This is a genomic window from Phytopseudomonas seleniipraecipitans, from assembly GCF_900102335.1.
Lineage (GTDB): Bacteria > Pseudomonadota > Gammaproteobacteria > Pseudomonadales > Pseudomonadaceae > Aquipseudomonas > Aquipseudomonas seleniipraecipitans.
Window position 1 is genome coordinate 214830 of sequence record NZ_FNBM01000008.1, and the last position, 18078, is coordinate 232907.

At 63.3% G+C, this 18078-nt stretch carries 19 protein-coding genes; 11 read left to right on the forward strand and 8 right to left on the reverse strand.

Annotated elements, in window-relative coordinates:
• Nucleotides 1-13: 13 nt before the first annotated feature.
• The 8 genes from BLS60_RS17050 to BLS60_RS17080 all read right to left on the reverse strand — a co-directional run bounded on the left by BLS60_RS17050 (nucleotide 14) and on the right by BLS60_RS17080 (nucleotide 6683).
• Nucleotides 14-1243 (reverse strand): type II and III secretion system protein family protein, encoded by a 1230-nt coding sequence (locus BLS60_RS17050; RefSeq protein ID WP_244153433.1) that lies wholly within the window; start codon nucleotides 1241-1243, stop codon nucleotides 14-16.
• Nucleotides 1244-1287: 44 nt separating this feature from the next.
• Nucleotides 1288-3423 carry a type III secretion system export apparatus subunit SctV gene (sctV, locus tag BLS60_RS17055; RefSeq protein ID WP_092370377.1) on the reverse strand — a complete coding sequence of 712 codons (2136 nt, stop codon included), beginning with the start codon at nucleotides 3421-3423 and terminating at the stop codon, nucleotides 1288-1290.
• Nucleotides 3420-3761, reverse strand: a complete 342-nt coding sequence (locus BLS60_RS17060; protein ID WP_070880469.1) for a tetratricopeptide repeat protein — start codon at nucleotides 3759-3761, stop codon at nucleotides 3420-3422. Before BLS60_RS17060 ends, sctV begins: the two co-directional genes overlap by 4 nt.
• Nucleotides 3758-4129 carry a hypothetical protein gene (locus BLS60_RS17065; RefSeq protein WP_070880468.1) on the reverse strand — a complete coding sequence of 124 codons (372 nt, stop codon included), beginning with the start codon at nucleotides 4127-4129 and terminating at the stop codon, nucleotides 3758-3760. Before BLS60_RS17065 ends, BLS60_RS17060 begins: the two co-directional genes overlap by 4 nt.
• A 1-nt stretch (nucleotide 4130) precedes the next feature.
• Nucleotides 4131-5075, reverse strand: coding sequence for a SctD/MshK family protein (locus BLS60_RS17070; protein WP_167357680.1), 945 nt, complete (start codon nucleotides 5073-5075; stop codon nucleotides 4131-4133).
• A 168-nt stretch (nucleotides 5076-5243) separates the two neighbouring features.
• A complete protein-coding gene (locus tag BLS60_RS21500) occupies nucleotides 5244-5405 on the reverse strand; it encodes a hypothetical protein (RefSeq protein ID WP_164090896.1) in 162 nt (53 codons plus the stop codon).
• 416 nt (nucleotides 5406-5821) lie between these two features.
• On the reverse strand, nucleotides 5822-6274 hold the full coding sequence (locus BLS60_RS17075) for a GNAT family N-acetyltransferase (protein ID WP_092370383.1): 453 nt from the start codon (nucleotides 6272-6274) through the stop codon (nucleotides 5822-5824).
• Nucleotides 6267-6683, reverse strand: coding sequence for a DUF4345 domain-containing protein (locus tag BLS60_RS17080; RefSeq protein WP_092370386.1), 417 nt, complete (start codon nucleotides 6681-6683; stop codon nucleotides 6267-6269). The genes BLS60_RS17075 and BLS60_RS17080 overlap by 8 nt, the downstream gene beginning before the upstream one ends.
• 213 nt (nucleotides 6684-6896) lie before the next feature.
• Here BLS60_RS17080 and BLS60_RS17085 point away from each other — a divergent pair, with 213 nt between their 5' ends.
• From BLS60_RS17085 to BLS60_RS17140, 11 genes are all read left to right on the forward strand, one after another.
• Nucleotides 6897-7331 (forward strand): DUF411 domain-containing protein, encoded by a 435-nt coding sequence (locus BLS60_RS17085; RefSeq protein WP_092370389.1) that lies wholly within the window; start codon nucleotides 6897-6899, stop codon nucleotides 7329-7331.
• A gap of 24 nt (nucleotides 7332-7355) precedes the next feature.
• Nucleotides 7356-8219, forward strand: a complete 864-nt coding sequence (gene ypfJ, locus BLS60_RS17090; RefSeq protein WP_070880463.1) for a KPN_02809 family neutral zinc metallopeptidase — start codon at nucleotides 7356-7358, stop codon at nucleotides 8217-8219.
• A 124-nt stretch (nucleotides 8220-8343) separates the two neighbouring features.
• A complete protein-coding gene (gene rfbB / locus BLS60_RS17095) occupies nucleotides 8344-9411 on the forward strand; it encodes a dTDP-glucose 4,6-dehydratase (RefSeq protein ID WP_092370392.1) in 1068 nt (355 codons plus the stop codon).
• The gene (gene rfbA, locus BLS60_RS17100) at nucleotides 9408-10277 is read left to right on the forward strand and encodes a glucose-1-phosphate thymidylyltransferase RfbA (protein ID WP_070880461.1); all 870 of its coding nucleotides are present in this window, start codon (nucleotides 9408-9410) and stop codon (nucleotides 10275-10277) included. Before rfbB ends, rfbA begins: the two co-directional genes overlap by 4 nt.
• Nucleotides 10277-10822, forward strand: coding sequence for a dTDP-4-dehydrorhamnose 3,5-epimerase (rfbC, locus tag BLS60_RS17105; RefSeq protein WP_092370395.1), 546 nt, complete (start codon nucleotides 10277-10279; stop codon nucleotides 10820-10822). The genes rfbA and rfbC overlap by 1 nt, the downstream gene beginning before the upstream one ends.
• A complete protein-coding gene (gene rfbD, locus BLS60_RS17110; RefSeq protein WP_092370398.1) occupies nucleotides 10819-11688 on the forward strand; it encodes a dTDP-4-dehydrorhamnose reductase in 870 nt (289 codons plus the stop codon). The genes rfbC and rfbD overlap by 4 nt, the downstream gene beginning before the upstream one ends.
• A gap of 130 nt (nucleotides 11689-11818) precedes the next feature.
• Nucleotides 11819-13636 (forward strand): sensor histidine kinase, encoded by a 1818-nt coding sequence (locus tag BLS60_RS17115; RefSeq protein WP_172139417.1) that lies wholly within the window; start codon nucleotides 11819-11821, stop codon nucleotides 13634-13636.
• Nucleotides 13633-15018: a sigma-54-dependent transcriptional regulator gene (locus tag BLS60_RS17120; protein ID WP_092370401.1), complete on the forward strand. Its 1386-nt coding sequence runs from the start codon at nucleotides 13633-13635 to the stop codon at nucleotides 15016-15018. The genes BLS60_RS17115 and BLS60_RS17120 overlap by 4 nt, the downstream gene beginning before the upstream one ends.
• A gap of 328 nt (nucleotides 15019-15346) precedes the next feature.
• Nucleotides 15347-16342 carry a C4-dicarboxylate TRAP substrate-binding protein DctP gene (gene dctP / locus BLS60_RS17130; RefSeq protein WP_070880457.1) on the forward strand — a complete coding sequence of 332 codons (996 nt, stop codon included), beginning with the start codon at nucleotides 15347-15349 and terminating at the stop codon, nucleotides 16340-16342.
• Nucleotides 16343-16487: 145 nt separating this feature from the next.
• A complete protein-coding gene (locus BLS60_RS17135) occupies nucleotides 16488-17126 on the forward strand; it encodes a TRAP transporter small permease (protein ID WP_092370407.1) in 639 nt (212 codons plus the stop codon).
• Nucleotides 17123-18078: TRAP transporter large permease (locus BLS60_RS17140; protein ID WP_092370410.1), on the forward strand; the 956-nt coding region annotated here is incomplete at its 3' end. The genes BLS60_RS17135 and BLS60_RS17140, both read left to right, overlap by 4 nt.

The following is an 18078-nucleotide window of genomic DNA, read 5'->3' on the forward strand; positions in this document are numbered from 1 at the left end:
GCAGCACTCCCGTTCATTGCAGATAGAACCCGAACGCACTGCTGCGCGTTGGCGCCTGCGCATGCATGCCATTGGCGCGATCCAGCGGGGTGAGCATCGCCTGGGTCTGCATCGGCTCGACCAGATACGGCGTGATCAGAATCACCAGCTCGGTTTCGTTCTGCTGGAAGCGCTTGGAGCGGAACAGGTTGCCGAGTATCGGCATGTCGCCGAGCAGCGGCACCTTTTCCAGATCCTGGGAGTTTTCGCGCTGGAACAGCCCGGCGATGGCGAAGGTCTGGCCGCTGCCCACCTCGACACGGGTATCGGCACGCCGTACGCGGAACGACGGCACGCGGAACCCGGACACTTCCAGGGTGCTGCCGCCCATCAGGCTGCTGACTTCCGGGCGCACCTGCAGGCCGATGCGGTCGCCCGGCAGCACCGTCGGGCTGAACAGCAGCGACACACCGTAGGATTTGTATTCGATGCCGACCAGGTCGCTGTTCACCGGCACCGGCACCGGCACTTCGCCGCCCGCCAGAAAGCTCGCTGTCTCCCCGGTCATGGCGGTGATGTTGGGCTCGGCGAGAATTTCCAGCACGCCGTTGCTCTGCAGCGCTTCGAGCACGGTGTCGATATTGAAGTTGCCACTGTCCAGGCCCACGCCGATCAGATTGGAAGCACCGGCAGCAGCTTCCGCCGCCAGGTTGCCGCCTGTGAGCAACCCGAACGAGAACGTGCCGTTGTTGAACAGCGCATTCCAGCTCACGCCATAACGCAGCAGCTCCTCCCGGGATACTTCGGCAAAGCGCACGCGGATGTTTACCTGCGCCGAACCCGGATAAGTCGCGGTGTTCACCGCGCCCTGCCAGTCTTGCCCGGTCGGGTCGAGCATGGCGTTGAGGTCCAGCGCCTCGCCGACGCTGCTGACCTGACCGCGGGCCGCCAGACGGTTGCCCACGCCCTTCACTTCAACGCCGCTCTGCGGATGGCCGCTGCGCAGTGCGCTGCTGATCGGGCGGCCATTGCTGCCGACATTGATCTGCAGCGAAGCGATCTCGCGCTCGTCGCTGCCCAGCGCCACCAGTGTGGTGTGCCCGGCACGCTTGCCGAACAGGTAGATGACCCCTGGCGAGACCACCTGCAGATCGGCGACACCCGGCTCGGCGACCATCACCGCATCCACCGGCTCGGCGAAACGCATGATGCGCCCTTCGCCGGTTGCCAGATCGATGCTGCCTTCTCGCGGCACCTGCGCCATGGCCAGCAGCGGCACGCAACAGATCACCAACAACACGGCGCGCATCATGTCGCACTCGCCAGTGCGGATGCAGGCTGGTTTCTTTCTGCTCGCGCGGTGGCGGGCGTACCAATCACCTTGATCGCCTGCAGGCTGTATTCAGGGGCCAGTTCAGTAAAAGACAATACGGCCATCTCCAGTTCGTCACGAATACACAGGCGCAGGATCCGGCGACGCAGCTCCGGGTGCACCACGAGGGTCGGTTTGACCTGTTCGGGCAGTTGCGCGCATTGCTGGCGCAGCGCCTTGAGCAAGCCGCGGGTGGCTTCACGGGCACGGATTTCGCCGCGGCCAGTGTCTTGCTGGCGCGCCGCCTCAAGCAGTTGGGCTTCAAGGGCCGAACCCAGCACGAAGGCGGCGATCACGCGTTTTTCATCGGCATGCTGATGGCTGATCTGCCGGGCCAGCGCGGTGCGCAAGTGATCGGCGAAGCGCCCGACATCACCTTCGCGGCCGCCCCACTCGACCATCGCCTCGAGCAGCGCGCGGCGATTACGGATCGATACGCCTTCCGATACCAAGCGTCGCAGGGCATCGGCGATGCGCTGCAGGGGCACGGCACGCAGGGCTTCCTTGACCAGCTCGCCGTGGCTCTCTTCCAGGTGCGCGAGCAACTGGCGGGTTTCCTGAATGCCGAGAAAATCACCGGCGTAACGGCGCAGGGTCCGTGCCATCACGTCGCGCAGAATTTCATCGGGGCGCAGGTAGCCAATGCCTGCATCGCTCAAGTCGGCCTGGTGCTCGCCAGCGATCCACAGCCCCGGCCGGTTGCTCAACGGCGACAGGCGTTCCTCGCCCTGGATATCGAGCAGTTGCAGATGCACGGGGTCGTCCTGCAGCAGCAACTGAGCGGGATTCAACTCGCCCTGATCCACCGGCACACCCTCCAGCTCGACACGGTAGCTGCCGGTCGGGGCCGCCATGTCGACCGCCACCGAGGGCTGCGGAAACTCGATACCCAACTCGGTGTGCAGATCGTGACAAAGCACCTCGAGACGCTGCTTGAACGGCTGCAGGGGCACCGCTTCCGCCAACCCAGGGCCGATGGACAGCAGCACCCGAGAATCCGCCGCCGCAGGTGCCGCCTCCTCCTGGTTGTCGGGCTCTTGCGCGGCGTGCTCCTCGGCCACTTCCGGCACCAAGGCCGCGGCTTCCTGCTCGCGGCGCTGGCTGCGCCTGAGCAACCAGGCGCAGCCTCCCAGCAACGCCGCCAGGCCGAGGAACACGGCGGCCGGAAAGCCGGGGATAAACGCCACGGCGACCAGAATCAGCGCGGTGATGGTCAGCGCGCGCTGGCTGTTGCCCATCTGGCGGATGATCTCGGTGCCGAGGTCGCTCTCTTCAGACTCGTTGTTGACCCGGGTGACCACGGTGCCGGCCGCTACGGCAATCAGCAGTGCTGGAATCTGCGCGATCAGGCCGTCACCCACGGTAAGCAGCGAGTAAGTACGGCCAGCTTCGGCAAAGGACATATCACGCGACAGCATGCCGATCAGCAAGCCGCCGATGAGGTTGACGAAGAGGATGATCAAACCGGCAATGGCGTCGCCTTTGACGAACTTCATCGACCCGTCCATGGCGCCGAACAGCTGGCTCTCGCGCTGCAGATCGGAACGCCGCCGGCGGGCTTCGTTGGAGTCGATATCGCCGTTGCGCAGGTCGTTGTCGATGCTCATCTGCTTGCCCGGCATGGCATCCAGGCTGAAGCGCGCCGCCACTTCGGCAACCCGCTCGGCGCCCTTGGTGATCACCACGAATTGCGCCACGGTGATGATCAGGAAGATCACCAAGCCGACCACCACTTCGCCGGCAATGACGAATTTACCGAAAGCGTCGATGATCGCGCCGGCATCGCCATGCAGCAGGATCAGCCGTGTGGTGCTGATCGACAGGGCCAGACGGAACAGCGTGCTGAGCAGAATCAGCGCCGGTAGGGCGGACAGCTCGAGAGGCTTGCGGATATAGAAGGCCACCACCAGCACCAGGATGCTCAGCGAGATGCTGACGCCGATCAGGGTGTCGACCAGGTAGGTCGGCAGCGGGATGATCATCATCACCACGGCCATCATCATGAATGCGATGACCACCACTTCGGTGCGTTGCGCGGCAACACCCGCCAGGGCGCTGAGACGCGCCATCATGCGTCACGCCCCTGACGCATCTGCCGGTAGCGGGCAAAACTGGCGCGTGCCTCCGGCTGCTGGCCGGCGCACCACAGGGCACGACTGCGCAGCAGCAGCCAGGCCGCCGACTCGCCTTGCAGCGCATGCAAGCGGTCCAGCGTGCGCAGCGCCCGCTCACCATCGCCAATAGCGGTAAACGCAGCGGCCAACCGCGCCAGCAGCACTGTGTCGTCCGGGTTCAACTGCACGGCCAGCAACAACAGCACCAGCGCACGCTGACCCTGGCCAACCCGCAGATAGAGGTCGCCCAGGCCTTGCAACAGCTTGGCGGCATCGTGATCGTCGCGCTGCATCATTCCCCCGTCTCGGTTTCAAGCCGCTGCCGATCCAGAGCCTGACGGGTGTCGAGCTCTTCACGCACAAGGGCCATGGCCAGCGTTCTGGTTTCGCCGTCGAGCGGCAGCGTCGGCAAGATGCGTTCGAGAATGTCCTCAAGAATTTCCGCAGGCCGCGAGCCGGCGAACAGCCCGGGCTCCACGCCAGCAGCCAGCTCCAGCGCCTGCAGATCAGCCTGTACCGACGGCTGTGGCGGCGTGCGTGGCAGGCTGGCTTCACGAGGAGCAGATGGAGGTTTTGTCGATACAGGTACCAGCTCGTCCGGCCGATTACGGACCGACGAAGCTGAATCGGCAGGCGCCAGCGGAGCGCGTGAATCGATCTTCATGCTACCCCTCAGGCGCTGGCGAAGGCCCAAGCGTGAGGGCGAAGCGTTCATCACCGAGCGCCAGTACCACCTCGCCATCTTCGATGCGCTCGAGCTTCCAGCCACCTTCCAGCGGCGCACCGGGATACAAGCGCGCGCCCGAGGCGTTGATCACATAGGGATTGTCGCCGAACCACACGGCCTGGAAGTTGACCCGCGGGCGCGCGGCGCTCTCGCGTACGCTGACATCACCCCGCAGGACGTACTGACGGCCATAGCGGCCATCGAAATAGTGCTGCAACGCCAGCCAATCCTGCTCCTGACCATGCTCCACAGTGCCGCTGACGCGCAGTTGGCCGGCACCGGCATCGAGCTTGAGATTGTTCAGCCCGGCCGCCTTGGCCTGGTTGGCCAGATCAGCCCGGGCCAACTGCAACGAGGCGGCCTCGGGCACGGGCGCGGCCCGTTCTTCAGTGATGCTGAGGCGCTGCAGGGACTCAGGCGCAGGGTCATAAATCGGCCCATCGCGCAGCATCGCCAAGGCGCCGGCGCAGATGAACATGAACAGGGCGGCGATGGCCCACTGTGCTTTGCCGTACCACACGGGGTTCGCAGCCGGACCACCGCGCTGCGGCATACCCAGACGCAGGGTAGCCTCGCCAATGCGGATATCCACAGGCAACCGAGCGCGGTAGCCGTGGCCGCGCGTGATGGTCGTCTCACGGCCAGCGTGGATAACATGAACATCGCCGCCGCTGGCTTCGATGCCTACATGGCGAGCACTGAAACGCAGGGTCAGATGACGCTCCTCAACCCCGGCGTCGCGCAGCATCAGATTGGCTGCGGCGCCACTGCCAATGCTGTAAACCGCCTCGTCCAGCGGCAGAGAAACGCCTCGGTGAACGCCAGCGGTCACATCCAGACGGGGAAGGTCACTGCTGTTCGGCAGGGCGGAACTAGAGGCCATCGCAGTCATTTGACTCACCGGATTCGCGGCTCACGCCTAGGTTCAGGAATCGCCTTGTCGAGCAACACGCATGGCCAGAACGACCACGCCATGTGCTCGACGGAAAAGGTGCCGATAACGGCGCAGACGCAGGTTGCAGGCGACGCCAGGCGCCGCCTGCAGCCCGGGTCAGTTCTGCGGACGCTGTTTGGTCGCGTCGAGCTCGGCTTTCTTGGCCGTGGTGATTTCAGTGATCTTGGCGGATTTCTCGATCGCCATATCGAACACTGCGGACATCTTGTCGATCGCAGCGTCTGCGCCGCCGCTGCTTACTGGTGGGACGTCAGCCATGGGATATCTCCAAAAGGAATCAAGGGGGTAGTTGCGACACCACCAAACGGCGGTAGCCGGCTGCAGGAAAACCACCTCGCCGAGCGGGCTTTCCTGCAACGACTCGAAGCCTAGGGATGGATCGGCATAGGGTGTTGTTAAAGGTTGTTAAAGCTTGTTGAGCGGCGTGATCCCTGCACTTGGGCTGCCGGGGAACACGCATCGCTATAGCGAAAGGCTTACACGGCAAAGCGCTGTATCGCTCTCGTCTCGACCGCGCTAACGCCGTAATCTAGCCACATTCCTGCAGCACAGGACGTGCTCAGGGTCATGGATGACGTGACCATAGCCAGGATGGCAAGCCGACAGGACGTTGGCATTGGTCAGTAAAAGCCCGCTTCGGCGGGTTTTTTATTGCCCGCAGAAAAGTGCATGCCTCACAGGTCGCGCATCATCACCAGGGTAATCTCGTCGTTATCGACAACTTCACGAACCAGGCTGTAGCCCAGCAGTGCATAGAAGGCCCGAGCGGTCAGTGAAGACGGTACGGCAAGCCGCTGCACGCCGGCCTGCTTTGCCATAAGTTCGATGGCGCTCATCAGCGCCCGCCCCACTCCGCAGCCTTGCACAGCCGGGGTGACGAACACCGTTCTGACCACCTCGCCATCCAGACTGGCCGTGCCGACGATGGCACCCTCTCGCTCAGCCACCAGCACCTGACGCACGACAAGCAGCCGGGTCACCGCAGCAGCGCTAAAGTTGCCCGCAACCCGCTCGATCACCGTTGCCGGATAGTCCTGCGCATTGCTATGGCGTAGCGCCTGGATAACCACCCGGCTGATCGCCTCGGCATCGTCCGGGCCGGCCGCGCGGATACAGAGGTCACTCATCCGTCGCGTATCGCTGCGGTTCACCGCGCCCGCGCAGGCGCTGCAGAAGCCAGCCTGCAACCCCAGCGGAGACAATCTCGAACAGCGCGGCCCAGAGGTTGAAGGTCTGCTGCGCCCCGCCATCGAGCCACAGCCCAACGATACGCCCGAGCGCCAGACTGGCGTATAGCACCAATAGCAGTAGCAGCACTGGGCGAGTCAGATCACGCAACCACAGGCCCAGACCAAGAAATACCGCCATACCGATCTGCAGGGCGCCGTAATAAGCGCGCACATCGGTGACCGCTGCGGCCTCCATCAGCAGCATGCCGCTGACCGCGCCCATTTCTTGTGGTCGCAGGAAGTAGGCGACGCCAAACCCGGCAAGCACAAGGATCTGAGCAGCGAGAAATACACGGGCAATCAACATGAACAGGCTCCTCGGGCGGCGATGAACAGTCAGCATATGCCACTTTTGCCGATGCACCGTGGCTCTATTCTGCAGCCTCCGATGAGCTGGCAGCCATGGCGATGAGATGCCCCCTGGAGCGGTTCGCCAAATCCCGCGGATCGGCCTGACAAGGCTCAAGCAAATCAACTCGCGCAGCGCTATGCTCGCTCGACATTCAGCGAGGATTTCTGCATGCGCCCACTGCTTTTGCTCGCCGGTTTGTTCGCCGGTATCGCCCAGGCCGCCGAGCCACTCACCATCGACGTGCACCGCGATGCCAACTGCGGCTGCTGCACGGGCTGGATCAGCCACCTGCAGGCCAACGGTTTTCAGGTCAATGATCATGTCGAGACCGACATGCACGCGGTCAAGGAGCGCCTCGGGGTTCCCGAGCACCTGGGGTCGTGTCACACGGGCGTGATTGATGGCAAATTCGTCGAAGGCCATGTGCCGGCGGCAGACATCTTGAAGCTGCGCCAACGCCCGGATCTGCTCGGTATCGCTGCTCCCGGCATGCCCACCGGCTCGCCCGGCATGGAGCGCGGCAATATTCGCGACGCCTATCAGGTTATCGGTTTGGACGCACAAGGCGGCGAAAGCGTGGTCAGTAGCTACCCGGGCAATTGAATCGCCCATTGAAAGGACATCGCCATGCGCTGGAAACGAGCACGACGCAGTGACAACGTAGTGGATGCGCGCGGCGGCGGAGGCTCGCGGTTTGGTGGTGGGCGAGGCCTGGGCCTTGGCGGCATCGCCATTGTCGTGGTGGTCGGCCTGCTGATGGGACAGGACCCGATGCAGATTCTTGGCCAGCTGGCCGGACAATCTGGCGGCTACCCAACGAGCCAGACGGAGCAACCGGCGGAGAATGACGAACAATCGCAATTCGTAAGAGCCGTGCTCGGCGATACCGAGGATACCTGGCGCGAAATATTCCAATCCGCTGATCGCCAGTACCAGGACCCAACCCTGGTGCTGTTCGATGGCGGCGTGAATTCGGCCTGCGGCTTCGCCAGCTCGGCAGTCGGCCCGTTCTATTGTCCGGGCGACAAGCAGGTCTACCTGGACCTGAGCTTCTTCCGCGACCTGGAGCAGCGCTACGGTGCGGCGGGCGACTTCGCCCAGGCCTATGTGATCGCGCACGAGGTCGGCCACCACGTACAAACCCTGCTCGGCGTCTCTGCCAAGGTCAACGCAGCACGCCAGCGCGGCGAGAACCTGGAGGGCGCCGACGGTCTGCTGGTACGCCAGGAGCTGCAAGCCGACTGCCTGGCAGGTATCTGGGCACACCACGCGCAGCGGCGCCTGGACTGGCTCGAGCCCGGCGATCTGGAGGAGGCGCTGAACGCTGCCAATGCCATTGGCGATGACCGTCTGCAACAACAGTCGCGCGGCCGGGTGGTGCCGGACTCGTTCACTCACGGTACCTCGGAGCAACGCGTGCGCTGGTTCACCACCGGCTTCGAAGGCGGCAAGGTCAATGCGTGCGACACCTTCTCCAGCGCGCAGCTGTAATTCGCCGGCTTAACCACAAGCAGCGCACGATCCGCCCGGCGTCACGGTAGTCGAGGCTCGAGCGCTGTACCTAAAACAGACCGGGCAGGCATACTTCACACTTTTACCGTCGGGCACTCTTCACATGCGCATTCTCGTCACCGGCGGCGCGGGCTTCATCGGCTCCGCGCTGATTCGTCACCTGATCACCGATACCGATCATGAGGTGCTCAACCTCGACAAACTGACCTACGCCGGCAACCTTGAGTCCTTGCAGCAGGTAGCCGGCAACCCGCGCTACAGCTTCCTGCAGGCGGACATCGGTGATCAGGCGGCAGTGACCGAGGCGCTGCAGGCGTTTCAGCCGGACGCCATCATGCACCTGGCTGCCGAGTCGCACGTCGACCGCTCCATCGACGGCCCCGCAGCATTTATTCAGACCAATATCGTCGGCACCTATGCCCTGCTCGAAGCCACTCGTGCCTACTGGCTGGGCCTCGACGAGCCGCGGCGTCAGGCGTTTCGCTTCCACCACATCTCCACCGACGAGGTGTACGGCGACCTGCACGGCGTCGACGACCTGTTCACCGAGCAGACGCCCTACGCACCCAGCTCGCCCTATTCGGCCAGCAAGGCCGCCTCGGATCATCTGGTACGCGCCTGGCAGCGCACCTACGGCCTGCCGGTGCTGCTGACCAACTGCTCGAACAACTACGGCCCGTACCACTTCCCCGAGAAGCTGATCCCGCTGGTCATCCTCAATGCGCTGGATGACAAGCCGCTGCCGGTGTATGGCAACGGTCAGCAGGTGCGCGACTGGCTGTTCGTCGAGGACCACGCCCGCGCCCTGCTGCAAGTGGTGAGTCGCGGCACGGTTGGTGAGACCTACAACATCGGTGGCCACAACGAGCAGAAGAACCTCGACGTGGTGCATGCCATCTGCGACCTGCTCGACGAGCTGCAACCGCGTGCTGCGGGCAGCTACCGCGAGCAGATCACCTTCGTCACCGACCGCCCCGGCCATGACCTGCGCTACGCCATCGACGCCAGCAAGATCGAGCGCGAGCTCGGCTGGACGCCAGCGGAAACCTTTCCCAGCGGCCTGCGCAAGACCGTGCGCTGGTACCTGGACAACCTCGACTGGTGCCGCCGCGTACAGGACGGCAGTTATCAGCGTGAGCGGCTCGGCGCCCCCAAGGAGCAACAACAGTGAAAGGCATCATCCTCGCCGGCGGCTCCGGCACCCGTCTGCACCCGATTACCTTGGGCGTCTCCAAGCAGCTGCTGCCGATCTACGACAAGCCGATGATCTACTACCCGCTGTCGGTGCTGATGCTGGCCGGCATCCGCGAGATTCTGATCATCTCCACGCCCCATGACCTGCCGCAGTTCCAGAAGATGCTCGGCGACGGCAGCCAGTTCGGCCTGCAGTTGAGCTACGCCGAACAGCCCGAGCCGGATGGCCTGGCGCGCGCCTTCATCATTGGCGAGCAGTTCATCGGCATTGATCCGGTGTGCCTGATCCTCGGCGACAACATCTTCCACGGGCAGCACTTCACCGAAAAACTGCTGCGTGCTGCGAGCGCGGACAAAGGCGCTACGGTGTTCGGTTACTGGGTACGCGACCCGGAGCGATTCGGCGTGGTCGAGTTCGATGCTCAGGGCCAGGCCATTTCCATCGAAGAAAAGCCTGCCCAGCCGCGCTCGCAATACGCAGTGACCGGGCTGTATTTCTACGACAACGACGTGATCGAGATCGCCAAGGCGGTCAAACCATCGCCGCGCGGCGAGCTGGAGATCACCGACATCAACAACGCCTACCTGCAGCGCGGCGACCTGCGTGTCGAGCGTTTCGGCCGCGGTTTCGCCTGGCTCGACACCGGCACGCACGACAGCCTGCTGGAAGCCTCGCAGTACGTGCAAACCATCGAGCATCGCCAGGGTCTGAAAGTCGCCTGCCTGGAGGAAATCGCCTACGGGCAGGGCTGGATCGACCGTGACCGGTTGCTGGCCCAGGCCAAGGCCTTCGGCAAGACCGGTTACGGCCAGTACCTGTTCAGCCTGGCTGAGGACAACTGATGCAAGTTATTCAAACCGCTATTGCCGATGTACTCATTCTGCAGCCCAGGGTATTCGGGGATGACCGCGGCTTCTTTTTTGAAAGCTTCAATGCCAAGGCTTTCACGGAAGCGACCGGTCTGAATCCAAATTTTGTGCAGGACAACCACTCCCGCTCGCAGCGCGGCGTGCTGCGCGGCCTGCACTATCAGGTGCAACAGGCTCAGGGCAAGCTGGTGCGCGTTACTGCGGGCGAGGTATATGACGTTGCCGTGGACCTGCGCCGTCAGTCGCCAACCTTTGGCCAGTGGGTTGGTGCCCATCTTTCTGCCGACAACAAGCGGCAGATGTGGGTGCCGGAGGGTTTCGCCCATGGCTTTCTGGTGCTCAGCGAGTTCGCCGAATTCCTCTACAAGACCACCGATTACTACGCGCCCGCTTTTGAGCGCTGCATCCGCTGGGATGATCCCAAACTGGCCATCGACTGGCAGTTGCAGGGTGAGCCCAAGCTATCGGCGAAGGATCAGCAAGGTCTGGCATTCGACGAGGCCGAGCTGTTCTCATGAAAATTCTTTTGCTCGGCCAGCACGGCCAGGTCAGCCGCGAGCTGCAATTGCTACTTAGTAAGGAGCACGAGCTCATCGTGCTGGGCCGCGAGCAAGTCGACCTCGCCGATACCGGGCGCCTTCGTGAAGCCGTACGCCATCTGCGCCCGGAGTTGATCATCAATGCCGCCGCGCACACGGCGGTCGACACCGCCGAAAGCGAGCCGGAAGCCGCCTTCGCCATCAACGCCATCGCCCCCGGCGTCCTCGCCGAAGAGGCAGCCAGGCTCGACGTGCCGCTGATTCACTACTCCACTGACTATGTGTTCGATGGCAGCAAGCTCGGCGCCTACGACGAGGATGACCTGCCCAATCCATTGGGTGTCTACGGCAGCAGCAAGCTGGCCGGCGAACAAGCCATCGCGGCGGTCGACGGCAAACATCTGATCCTGCGCACCAGCTGGGTGTATTCGCGGTACGGGCGTAACTTCCTGCTGACCATGCAGCGCTTGCTGCAAGAGCGCGAGCAACTGAGCGTGGTCGCCGACCAGATCGGCGCGCCGACCTGGGCGGGCAGCATCGCCGCCGCCACCGAACAACTGGTCCAGCGCTGGCAAGGTGGTCAGCCTGGCGCCTGGGGGCTCTACCATTTCACCGCCCAAGGCGAGACCTCCTGGTTCGGCTTCGCCGAGGCCATCGCCGCGCAGCTGCTGACGCAAGGCAAACCCGCGGCGCGCCTCACGCCGATTGCCACCCGCGAGTACCCGACACCCGCCCAACGCCCGCTCAATTCAAGACTGGACTGCAGCCGCCTGGAGCGTGACTGGGGCGTGCGCCTGCCGGATTGGCAGGATGGCCTGCTGGAATGCCTCAGCAACCCGCGCTAACGCCACCCCGTAGCCTGGGTTGAGCGCGGCAATACCCAGGGGCGTTCCTGGGTTTCGCCACTTTTGACCCGAGCTACCAGGCTGAACGCTTCTGCGCTCATAATGCCCGGGTCTTCACGGCGCCTACTTGATGAACACGATTCCCACCACCATGCCCAAACGCCCCCGCTGGCGCAGCCTGGCCATCCTGGCGCTGCTGCTCGCACCACTGCTGTGGCCGCTGCAGCACCTTGCCGAACGCTACTACCGTGCCGAGCTGACCGAGCAGAACCGGCAGACCCTCGACCTGTATGTCGCCAACCTGCTGGGCACCCTGCGCCGCTATGAAGTGCTGCCGCCGATTCTCGGCGATCTGCCGGGCCTGCGCACGGTATTGACGACGCCGGGCGATGCAGACGCTCAGGCTGCCGCCAACCAACTGCTCAAGCGCGTACGCCAGCAGACCGGCGCCGACGTGATCTACCTGATGAACCCCGCCGGCGAGACCCTGGCGGCCTCCAACTGGGATCAGCAAGACACCTTCGTGCGCGGCAACTTCGCCTTCCGGCCGTACTTTCAGGAAGCGCTGGCAGGCCGCCTGGGACGCTTCTTCGGCCTCGGCACCACCTCCGGCAAGCGCGGCTATTACTTTGCCTCCGCCGTTTATGATGGCAACCAGAAGATCGGTGTGATGGTCATCAAGGTCGATCTCGACCACACCGAAAGCCTGTGGGGCAATACACCGGAGCAGTTGCTGGTGACTGACGGCAATGGCGTGGTGATCCTGACCTCGCGCCCCGACTGGCGGTTTCACGCCAGCCGCCCACTGGACAAGGCAGAGCGCGCCTCCATCGCCGCCATTCAGCCTTACCCGACGCAATCACCGCCGCCCCTGCAGCTGGACCCCGAGGTCTGGCTGACACAAAGCCGGGTGCTCGACGAGACCGGCTGGAGCGTCAGCATTCTCGCCCCGCGCGTAGTGCTCGACCGCTCGGTGCGCACTGTGGTGGCGATCGGCGGCGGTGCGCTGCTGGTGCTGATCCTGCTGCTCGGACTGATGATGCAGCGCCGTCGCCATTACCTCGACCGCATCGCCCTCAGTACCCGCGCCCGCCAGGAGTTGGAGCAGCGCGTGCAGGAGCGCACCCAGGACCTTGAGCGCCTCAACAGCCGCCTCAAGCAGGAAGTATTGGAACGTGAGCAAGCCCAGCAGGAGCTGGTGCAAGCCCAGGACGAACTGGTGCAGGCGAGCAAACTGACGGCCCTGGGCACCATGAGCGCCAGCATCAGCCACGAACTCAACCAGCCGCTGGCGGCCATCCGCAGCTACGCCGAGAACGCCGGCGTACTGCTCGACCACGAACGCACCGAAGACGCCCGTGGCAACCTCAAGCTGATCAGCCAGCTCACCGAACGCATGGCCTCGATCATCGCCCACCTGCGCGCCTTTGCCCGCCGCGACCGGCATGCGCCGGAAAGCGTCGCCCTGCAGCCGGCCATCGACGATGCCCTGGCGCTGCTGGCCAAACGCCGTCGGGCCATGGACGTGGAGTTGATCCGCGACCTGCCCGACGCCACGCTGTGGGTACAGGCCGGCGAGACGCGCCTGCGCCAAGTGCTCAGCAACCTGTTGGCCAACGCCCTCGACGCCCTTGGCGAACGGGCGCAACCGCGACGTATCTGGATCAGCACTGAAGTGCACGACAACCTGGTCGAACTGCACCTGCGTGACAACGGCCCGGGCTTCTCCGAAACGGCGCTGGCGCATGCTCGCGAACCCTTCTTCACCACCAAAACCAGCGCCCAGGGCCTCGGCCTCGGCCTGGCAATCTGCGATACCCTGATGCGCGCCCTGGGCGGCGAATTGCTGTTCAGCAACCACCCCAATGGCGGCGCCCACCTGATCCTGCGCCTGCACACAGCTGAAAATGGCGTGAACATCCAGCCGCCCGAGGACTTCGCCGTATGAGCACCATCGACGCCCGCACCCAGGTCCTGCTGATCGACGATGATCCCCACCTGCGCCAGGCCCTCAGCCAGACCCTCGACCTTGCAGGTCTCAAGGTCGCCACGCTGGCCGATGCCAAAGGGCTCGCCGAGCGCATCGATCGTGACTGGCCGGGCGTGGTGGTCAGCGATATCCGCATGCCCGGTGTCGACGGTCTGCAATTGCTGCAGCAACTGCACGAGCAGGACCCCGAACTGCCGGTATTGCTGATCACCGGCCACGGCGATGTGCCCCTGGCCGTGCAGGCGATGCGCGCCGGTGCTTATGACTTCCTGGAAAAACCCTTCGCCAGCGAAGACCTGCTGGAAAGCGTGCGCAGGGCCCTGGCCTTGCGCCGCCTGGTACTGGACAACCGCAGCCTGCGCCTGGCCCTTGCCGACCGCCAGCAGCTTGCAGGCCGCCTGGTTGGCCACTCGGCCGCTATCCAGCGCCTGCGCGAGCAGATCGGTTCTCTGGCGAGCATCAGCACCGATGTACTGATCCTTGGCGAAACCGGCGCCGGCAAGGAGGTGGTTGCTCGCGCCCTGCACGACCTGTCGAACCGCCGTGACGGGCCGTTTGTGGCCATCAACGCCGGCGCATTGGCCGAATCGGTGGTGGAAAGCGAGCTGTTCGGCCACGAGCCCGGCGCCTTCACCGGCGCGCAGAAACGGCGCATCGGCAAGTTCGAATTCGCCAACGGCGGCACGCTATTTCTCGATGAGATCGAGAGCATGAGCCTGGATGTGCAGGTCAAACTATTGCGCCTGCTGCAGGAGCGTGTAGTCGAGCGCCTTGGCGGCAATCAGTTGATCCCGCTGGATATCCGGGTAATCGCTGCCACCAAGGAAGACTTGCGGGCCGCCGCTGACCAGGGCCGCTTCCGGGCGGACCTGTACTACCGGCTGAACGTCGCGCCGCTGCGCATTCCACCGCTGCGTGAACGCGGTGAAGACATTCTCCTGTTGTTCCAGCACTTCGCCAATACCGCGAGCGCACGCCATGGCCTGCCTGAGCGCGAGTTGCAGCCCGGTCAGCGCGCCATGCTGCTGCGCCATCCCTGGCCCGGTAACGTACGCGAACTACAGAACGCGGGGGAACGCTTCGCGCTCGGCCTGGAGCTTGGGCTTGAGTTGATGCTCGACAATCAGCTGCACCATGCACCACTGATTGGCAGCCTGAGCGAGCAGGTCGAAGCGTTCGAGCGCGCTCTGATCGCCGCGGAACTGGCACGCTCCCACAATTCCCTGCGCAGCCTGGCGGAAGCTCTGGGCCTGCCCCGCAAGACACTGCACGACAAACTGCGCAAGCACGGCTTGAATTTCTCGGACTCCGGCGGAAGTTCGCCAGAGGATGCGGAATAAATAAGCGGATTTCTGCCGATACTGCCGAGCACTGCGCCATACGCATCCCCCGAGGCCGCCACCCGTCTAGCGGATGAAAAAAGCGTAATTGGAACAATCCTTGATTGGTGAGGCTTTGCGAGAGGCGCATAGCAGCTCTGCGCATTCGGGTCGCGTGCTGGCACAGCGCTTGCTATTGTTCAAACCAGCGAAAAACAAGTACAAGTCCAGGCTAATCGCTGCCAACCGATACGCCGCAAAAAAAGCGGCAATCCTCGACTTGCTCTTGTTCGCTCGTTTTAGCGCCTCGGCGCCTCGCACGATATCCAACAACAAGAGGAAGCATCGCATGTTCAAATTCACTGCCAAGGCACTGGTCTGTGCCCTGTCGCTGAGCATCGCCGGCCTGGCCCAGGCTGCCGACCCGATCAGCATCAAGTTCTCTCACGTAGTTGCCGAGCACACGCCGAAAGGCCAGGGTGCCATGCTGTTCAAGAAGCTCGTTGAAGAGCGCATGGCCGGCAAGGTGACCGTGCAGGTCTACCCGAACTCCTCGCTGTTTGGCGACGGCAAGGAAATGGAAGCACTGTTGCTGGGCGACGTGCAGATCATTGCCCCGTCTCTGGCCAAGTTCGAGCACTACACCAAGCAGATCCAGATTTTCGACCTGCCGTTCCTGTTCAACGACATCAACGCCGTCGACCGCTTCCAGCAAAGCCCTGAAGGCAAATCCCTGCTGACCAGCATGGAAAGCAAAGGCATCACCGGCCTGGGCTACTGGCACAACGGCATGAAGCAGCTGTCAGCCAACAAGAAACTGGTCGAGCCCAAAGACGCTCGCGGTTTGAAATTCCGCGTACAGGCTTCTGCCGTACTGGACGAGCAGTTCAAGGCCCTGCGCGCTGCGCCGCGTAAGATGAGCTTCGCCGAGGTGTACCAAGGCCTGCAGACCGGTGTGGTCAACGGTGCCGAGAACCCCTACTCGAACATCTACAGCCAGAAGATGCACGAAGTGCAGAAGTTCATCACCGAGTCCGACCACGGCGTGCTGGACTACATGGTGATCACCAACACCAAGTTCTGGGACGGCCTGCCGGAAGACATCCGCACCGAACTGACCGCTATCCTGGCTGAGGTCACCGTCGAGGTGAACAAGCAGGCAGGCGAGCTGAACCAGAAAGACAAGCAGCGCATCCTCGATGCAGGCACCACTGAAATCGTCACCCTGACTCCTGAGCAGCGTGAAGAGTGGCGCGAAGCCATGCGCCCAGTGTGGAAGAAGTTCGAAGGCGAGATCGGTGCTGATCTGATCAAAGCTGCAGAAGCTTCCAACAAAGCCAACTAAGGCTGACCTCCGGCGGCGATTCCTGAGCGGGATCGCCGCCCGCTTCACCGACAGAGATCCGACCGATAACTTCATTGAGGTTGTCGCGCGGTGTGCTGCTGTCCTATTCGTCGCTTCGCGACCGCTTTATTGACGGAGAAAACCCATGCACGCTGTCGCTCGTGTCTGGAACCAACTCGAGGAAATACTGGTGGCGTTCCTGCTTGCAGGCATGACCCTGGTGACCTTCTCGTACGTGGTTTTCAACAACCTCTACGGTGTTTTCTATTCCCTGGGTGATTCGCTGCCGTTCGCCAACGATGCGATGTTCAGCATCGGCGACAGCATCCTCTATGTCGCCCAGGAAATGACGTGGAGCGTGGCCCTCACCAAGGCCATGTTCGGCTGGCTGATCTTCGTCGGCCTGGCCTGGGGCGTGCGCATCGGCGCGCACATCGGTGTCGACCTGCTGGTCCGCCAATTCAGCCCCGCCAATCAACGTTTGATGGCCATCCTCGCGCTGCTCATCTGCCTTGGCTACTGCGCCCTGATGACCTACTCCAGCGAGCAATGGGTTTCCGTGCTGTACACCGTCGGCACCGGCGCCGAGGACTTGGATCGCTTCGGTGTTCGCCAGTGGCACATCGTGATGATCGTACCGATCGGTTTCGCCCTGATGTTCTTGCGCTTCCTGCAGATATTCATTCGTGTATTGCAGGGCAAGCAGCAAGGCATGGGCCTGCACAGTGAAGTGGACGACGCCGTGAAACTGGCTGAAACCGACAAGGCGGAGACCACCAAATGACCATTACCTTCCTGTTCGTCGCCTTGTTCGTGCTGATGTTTATCGGCATTCCCGTGGCGATTTCCCTGGGTTTGTCCGGGGCCATGACTATCCTGTTCTTCAGCAACGACTCGGTACGTTCGCTGGCGATCAAACTGTTCGAAACCAGCGAGCACTACACGCTGCTGGCGATTCCGTTCTTCCTGCTGTCCGGCGCATTCATGACCAGCGGCGGCGTGGCCCGTCGTCTGATCGATTTCGCCAACGCCTGCGTCGGCCACATCAAGGGTGGCCTGGCCATCGCCGCGATCATGGCGTGCATGCTGTTCGCCGCGCTGAGCGGCTCGTCCCCGGCCACGGTGGCAGCGGTCGGCTCGATCGTCATCGCCGGCATGGTGCGCTCCGGTTACACCAAGGATTTCGCCGCTGGTATCGTCTGTAACGCTGGCACACTGGGCATCCTGATCCCGCCGTCGATCGTCATGGTGGTATTCGCCACCGCGACCGAAACCTCGGTGGGCAAGCTGTTCATGGCCGGTGTGGTGCCAGGCTTGCTGCTCGGGCTGGTATTGATGGTGACCATCTACATCATGGCCCGCGTGAAGAACATGCCATCGCTGCCCCGCGCCTCGATGAAGGAAATCCTCGTCGCCGGCCGCAAGGCAGGCTGGGGCTTGCTGCTGATCGTGATCATCCTCGGCGGCATCTACTCGGGCATGTTCACCCCGACCGAAGCGGCTGCCGTGGCGGCTGTTTATGCGGCGTTCGTGGCGATCTTCGTCTACAAGGACATGACCATCCGCGAGTGCCCGAAGGTGATCATCGAGGCCGGCAAGCTGAGCGTGGTGCTGATGTTCATCATCGCCAACGCCATGCTGTTCGCCCACGTGCTGACTACCGAGCAGATCCCGCAGTCGATCACCAGCTGGGTCGTCGAGCAGGGCTTCAGCCCGATCGAGTTCCTGATCGTGGT

What these genes read in the sequence shown, in the direction of transcription:
- sctV (WP_092370377.1), bottom strand. Translation starts at nt 3,423, where the DNA reads ATGATGGCGCGTCTCAGCGCCCTGGCGGGTGTTGCCGCGCAACGCACC.
- BLS60_RS17065 (WP_070880468.1), bottom strand. Translation starts at nt 4,129, where the DNA reads ATGAAGATCGATTCACGCGCTCCGCTGGCGCCTGCCGATTCAGCTTCG.
- rfbC (WP_092370395.1), top strand. Translation starts at nt 10,277, where the DNA reads ATGCAAGTTATTCAAACCGCTATTGCCGATGTACTCATTCTGCAGCCC.
- rfbB (WP_092370392.1), top strand. Translation starts at nt 8,344, where the DNA reads ATGCGCATTCTCGTCACCGGCGGCGCGGGCTTCATCGGCTCCGCGCTG.
- BLS60_RS17050 (WP_244153433.1), bottom strand. Translation starts at nt 1,243, where the DNA reads ATGGCGCAGGTGCCGCGAGAAGGCAGCATCGATCTGGCAACCGGCGAA.
- BLS60_RS17115 (WP_172139417.1), top strand. Translation starts at nt 11,819, where the DNA reads ATGAACACGATTCCCACCACCATGCCCAAACGCCCCCGCTGGCGCAGC.
- BLS60_RS17060 (WP_070880469.1), bottom strand. Translation starts at nt 3,761, where the DNA reads ATGATGCAGCGCGACGATCACGATGCCGCCAAGCTGTTGCAAGGCCTG.
- BLS60_RS17070 (WP_167357680.1), bottom strand. Translation starts at nt 5,075, where the DNA reads ATGGCCTCTAGTTCCGCCCTGCCGAACAGCAGTGACCTTCCCCGTCTG.
- BLS60_RS17085 (WP_092370389.1), top strand. Translation starts at nt 6,897, where the DNA reads ATGCGCCCACTGCTTTTGCTCGCCGGTTTGTTCGCCGGTATCGCCCAG.
- BLS60_RS17075 (WP_092370383.1), bottom strand. Translation starts at nt 6,274, where the DNA reads ATGAGTGACCTCTGTATCCGCGCGGCCGGCCCGGACGATGCCGAGGCG.
- BLS60_RS21500 (WP_164090896.1), bottom strand. Translation starts at nt 5,405, where the DNA reads ATGGCTGACGTCCCACCAGTAAGCAGCGGCGGCGCAGACGCTGCGATC.
- ypfJ (WP_070880463.1), top strand. Translation starts at nt 7,356, where the DNA reads ATGCGCTGGAAACGAGCACGACGCAGTGACAACGTAGTGGATGCGCGC.
- rfbD (WP_092370398.1), top strand. Translation starts at nt 10,819, where the DNA reads ATGAAAATTCTTTTGCTCGGCCAGCACGGCCAGGTCAGCCGCGAGCTG.
- BLS60_RS17135 (WP_092370407.1), top strand. Translation starts at nt 16,488, where the DNA reads ATGCACGCTGTCGCTCGTGTCTGGAACCAACTCGAGGAAATACTGGTG.
- dctP (WP_070880457.1), top strand. Translation starts at nt 15,347, where the DNA reads ATGTTCAAATTCACTGCCAAGGCACTGGTCTGTGCCCTGTCGCTGAGC.
- BLS60_RS17120 (WP_092370401.1), top strand. Translation starts at nt 13,633, where the DNA reads ATGAGCACCATCGACGCCCGCACCCAGGTCCTGCTGATCGACGATGAT.
- BLS60_RS17080 (WP_092370386.1), bottom strand. Translation starts at nt 6,683, where the DNA reads ATGTTGATTGCCCGTGTATTTCTCGCTGCTCAGATCCTTGTGCTTGCC.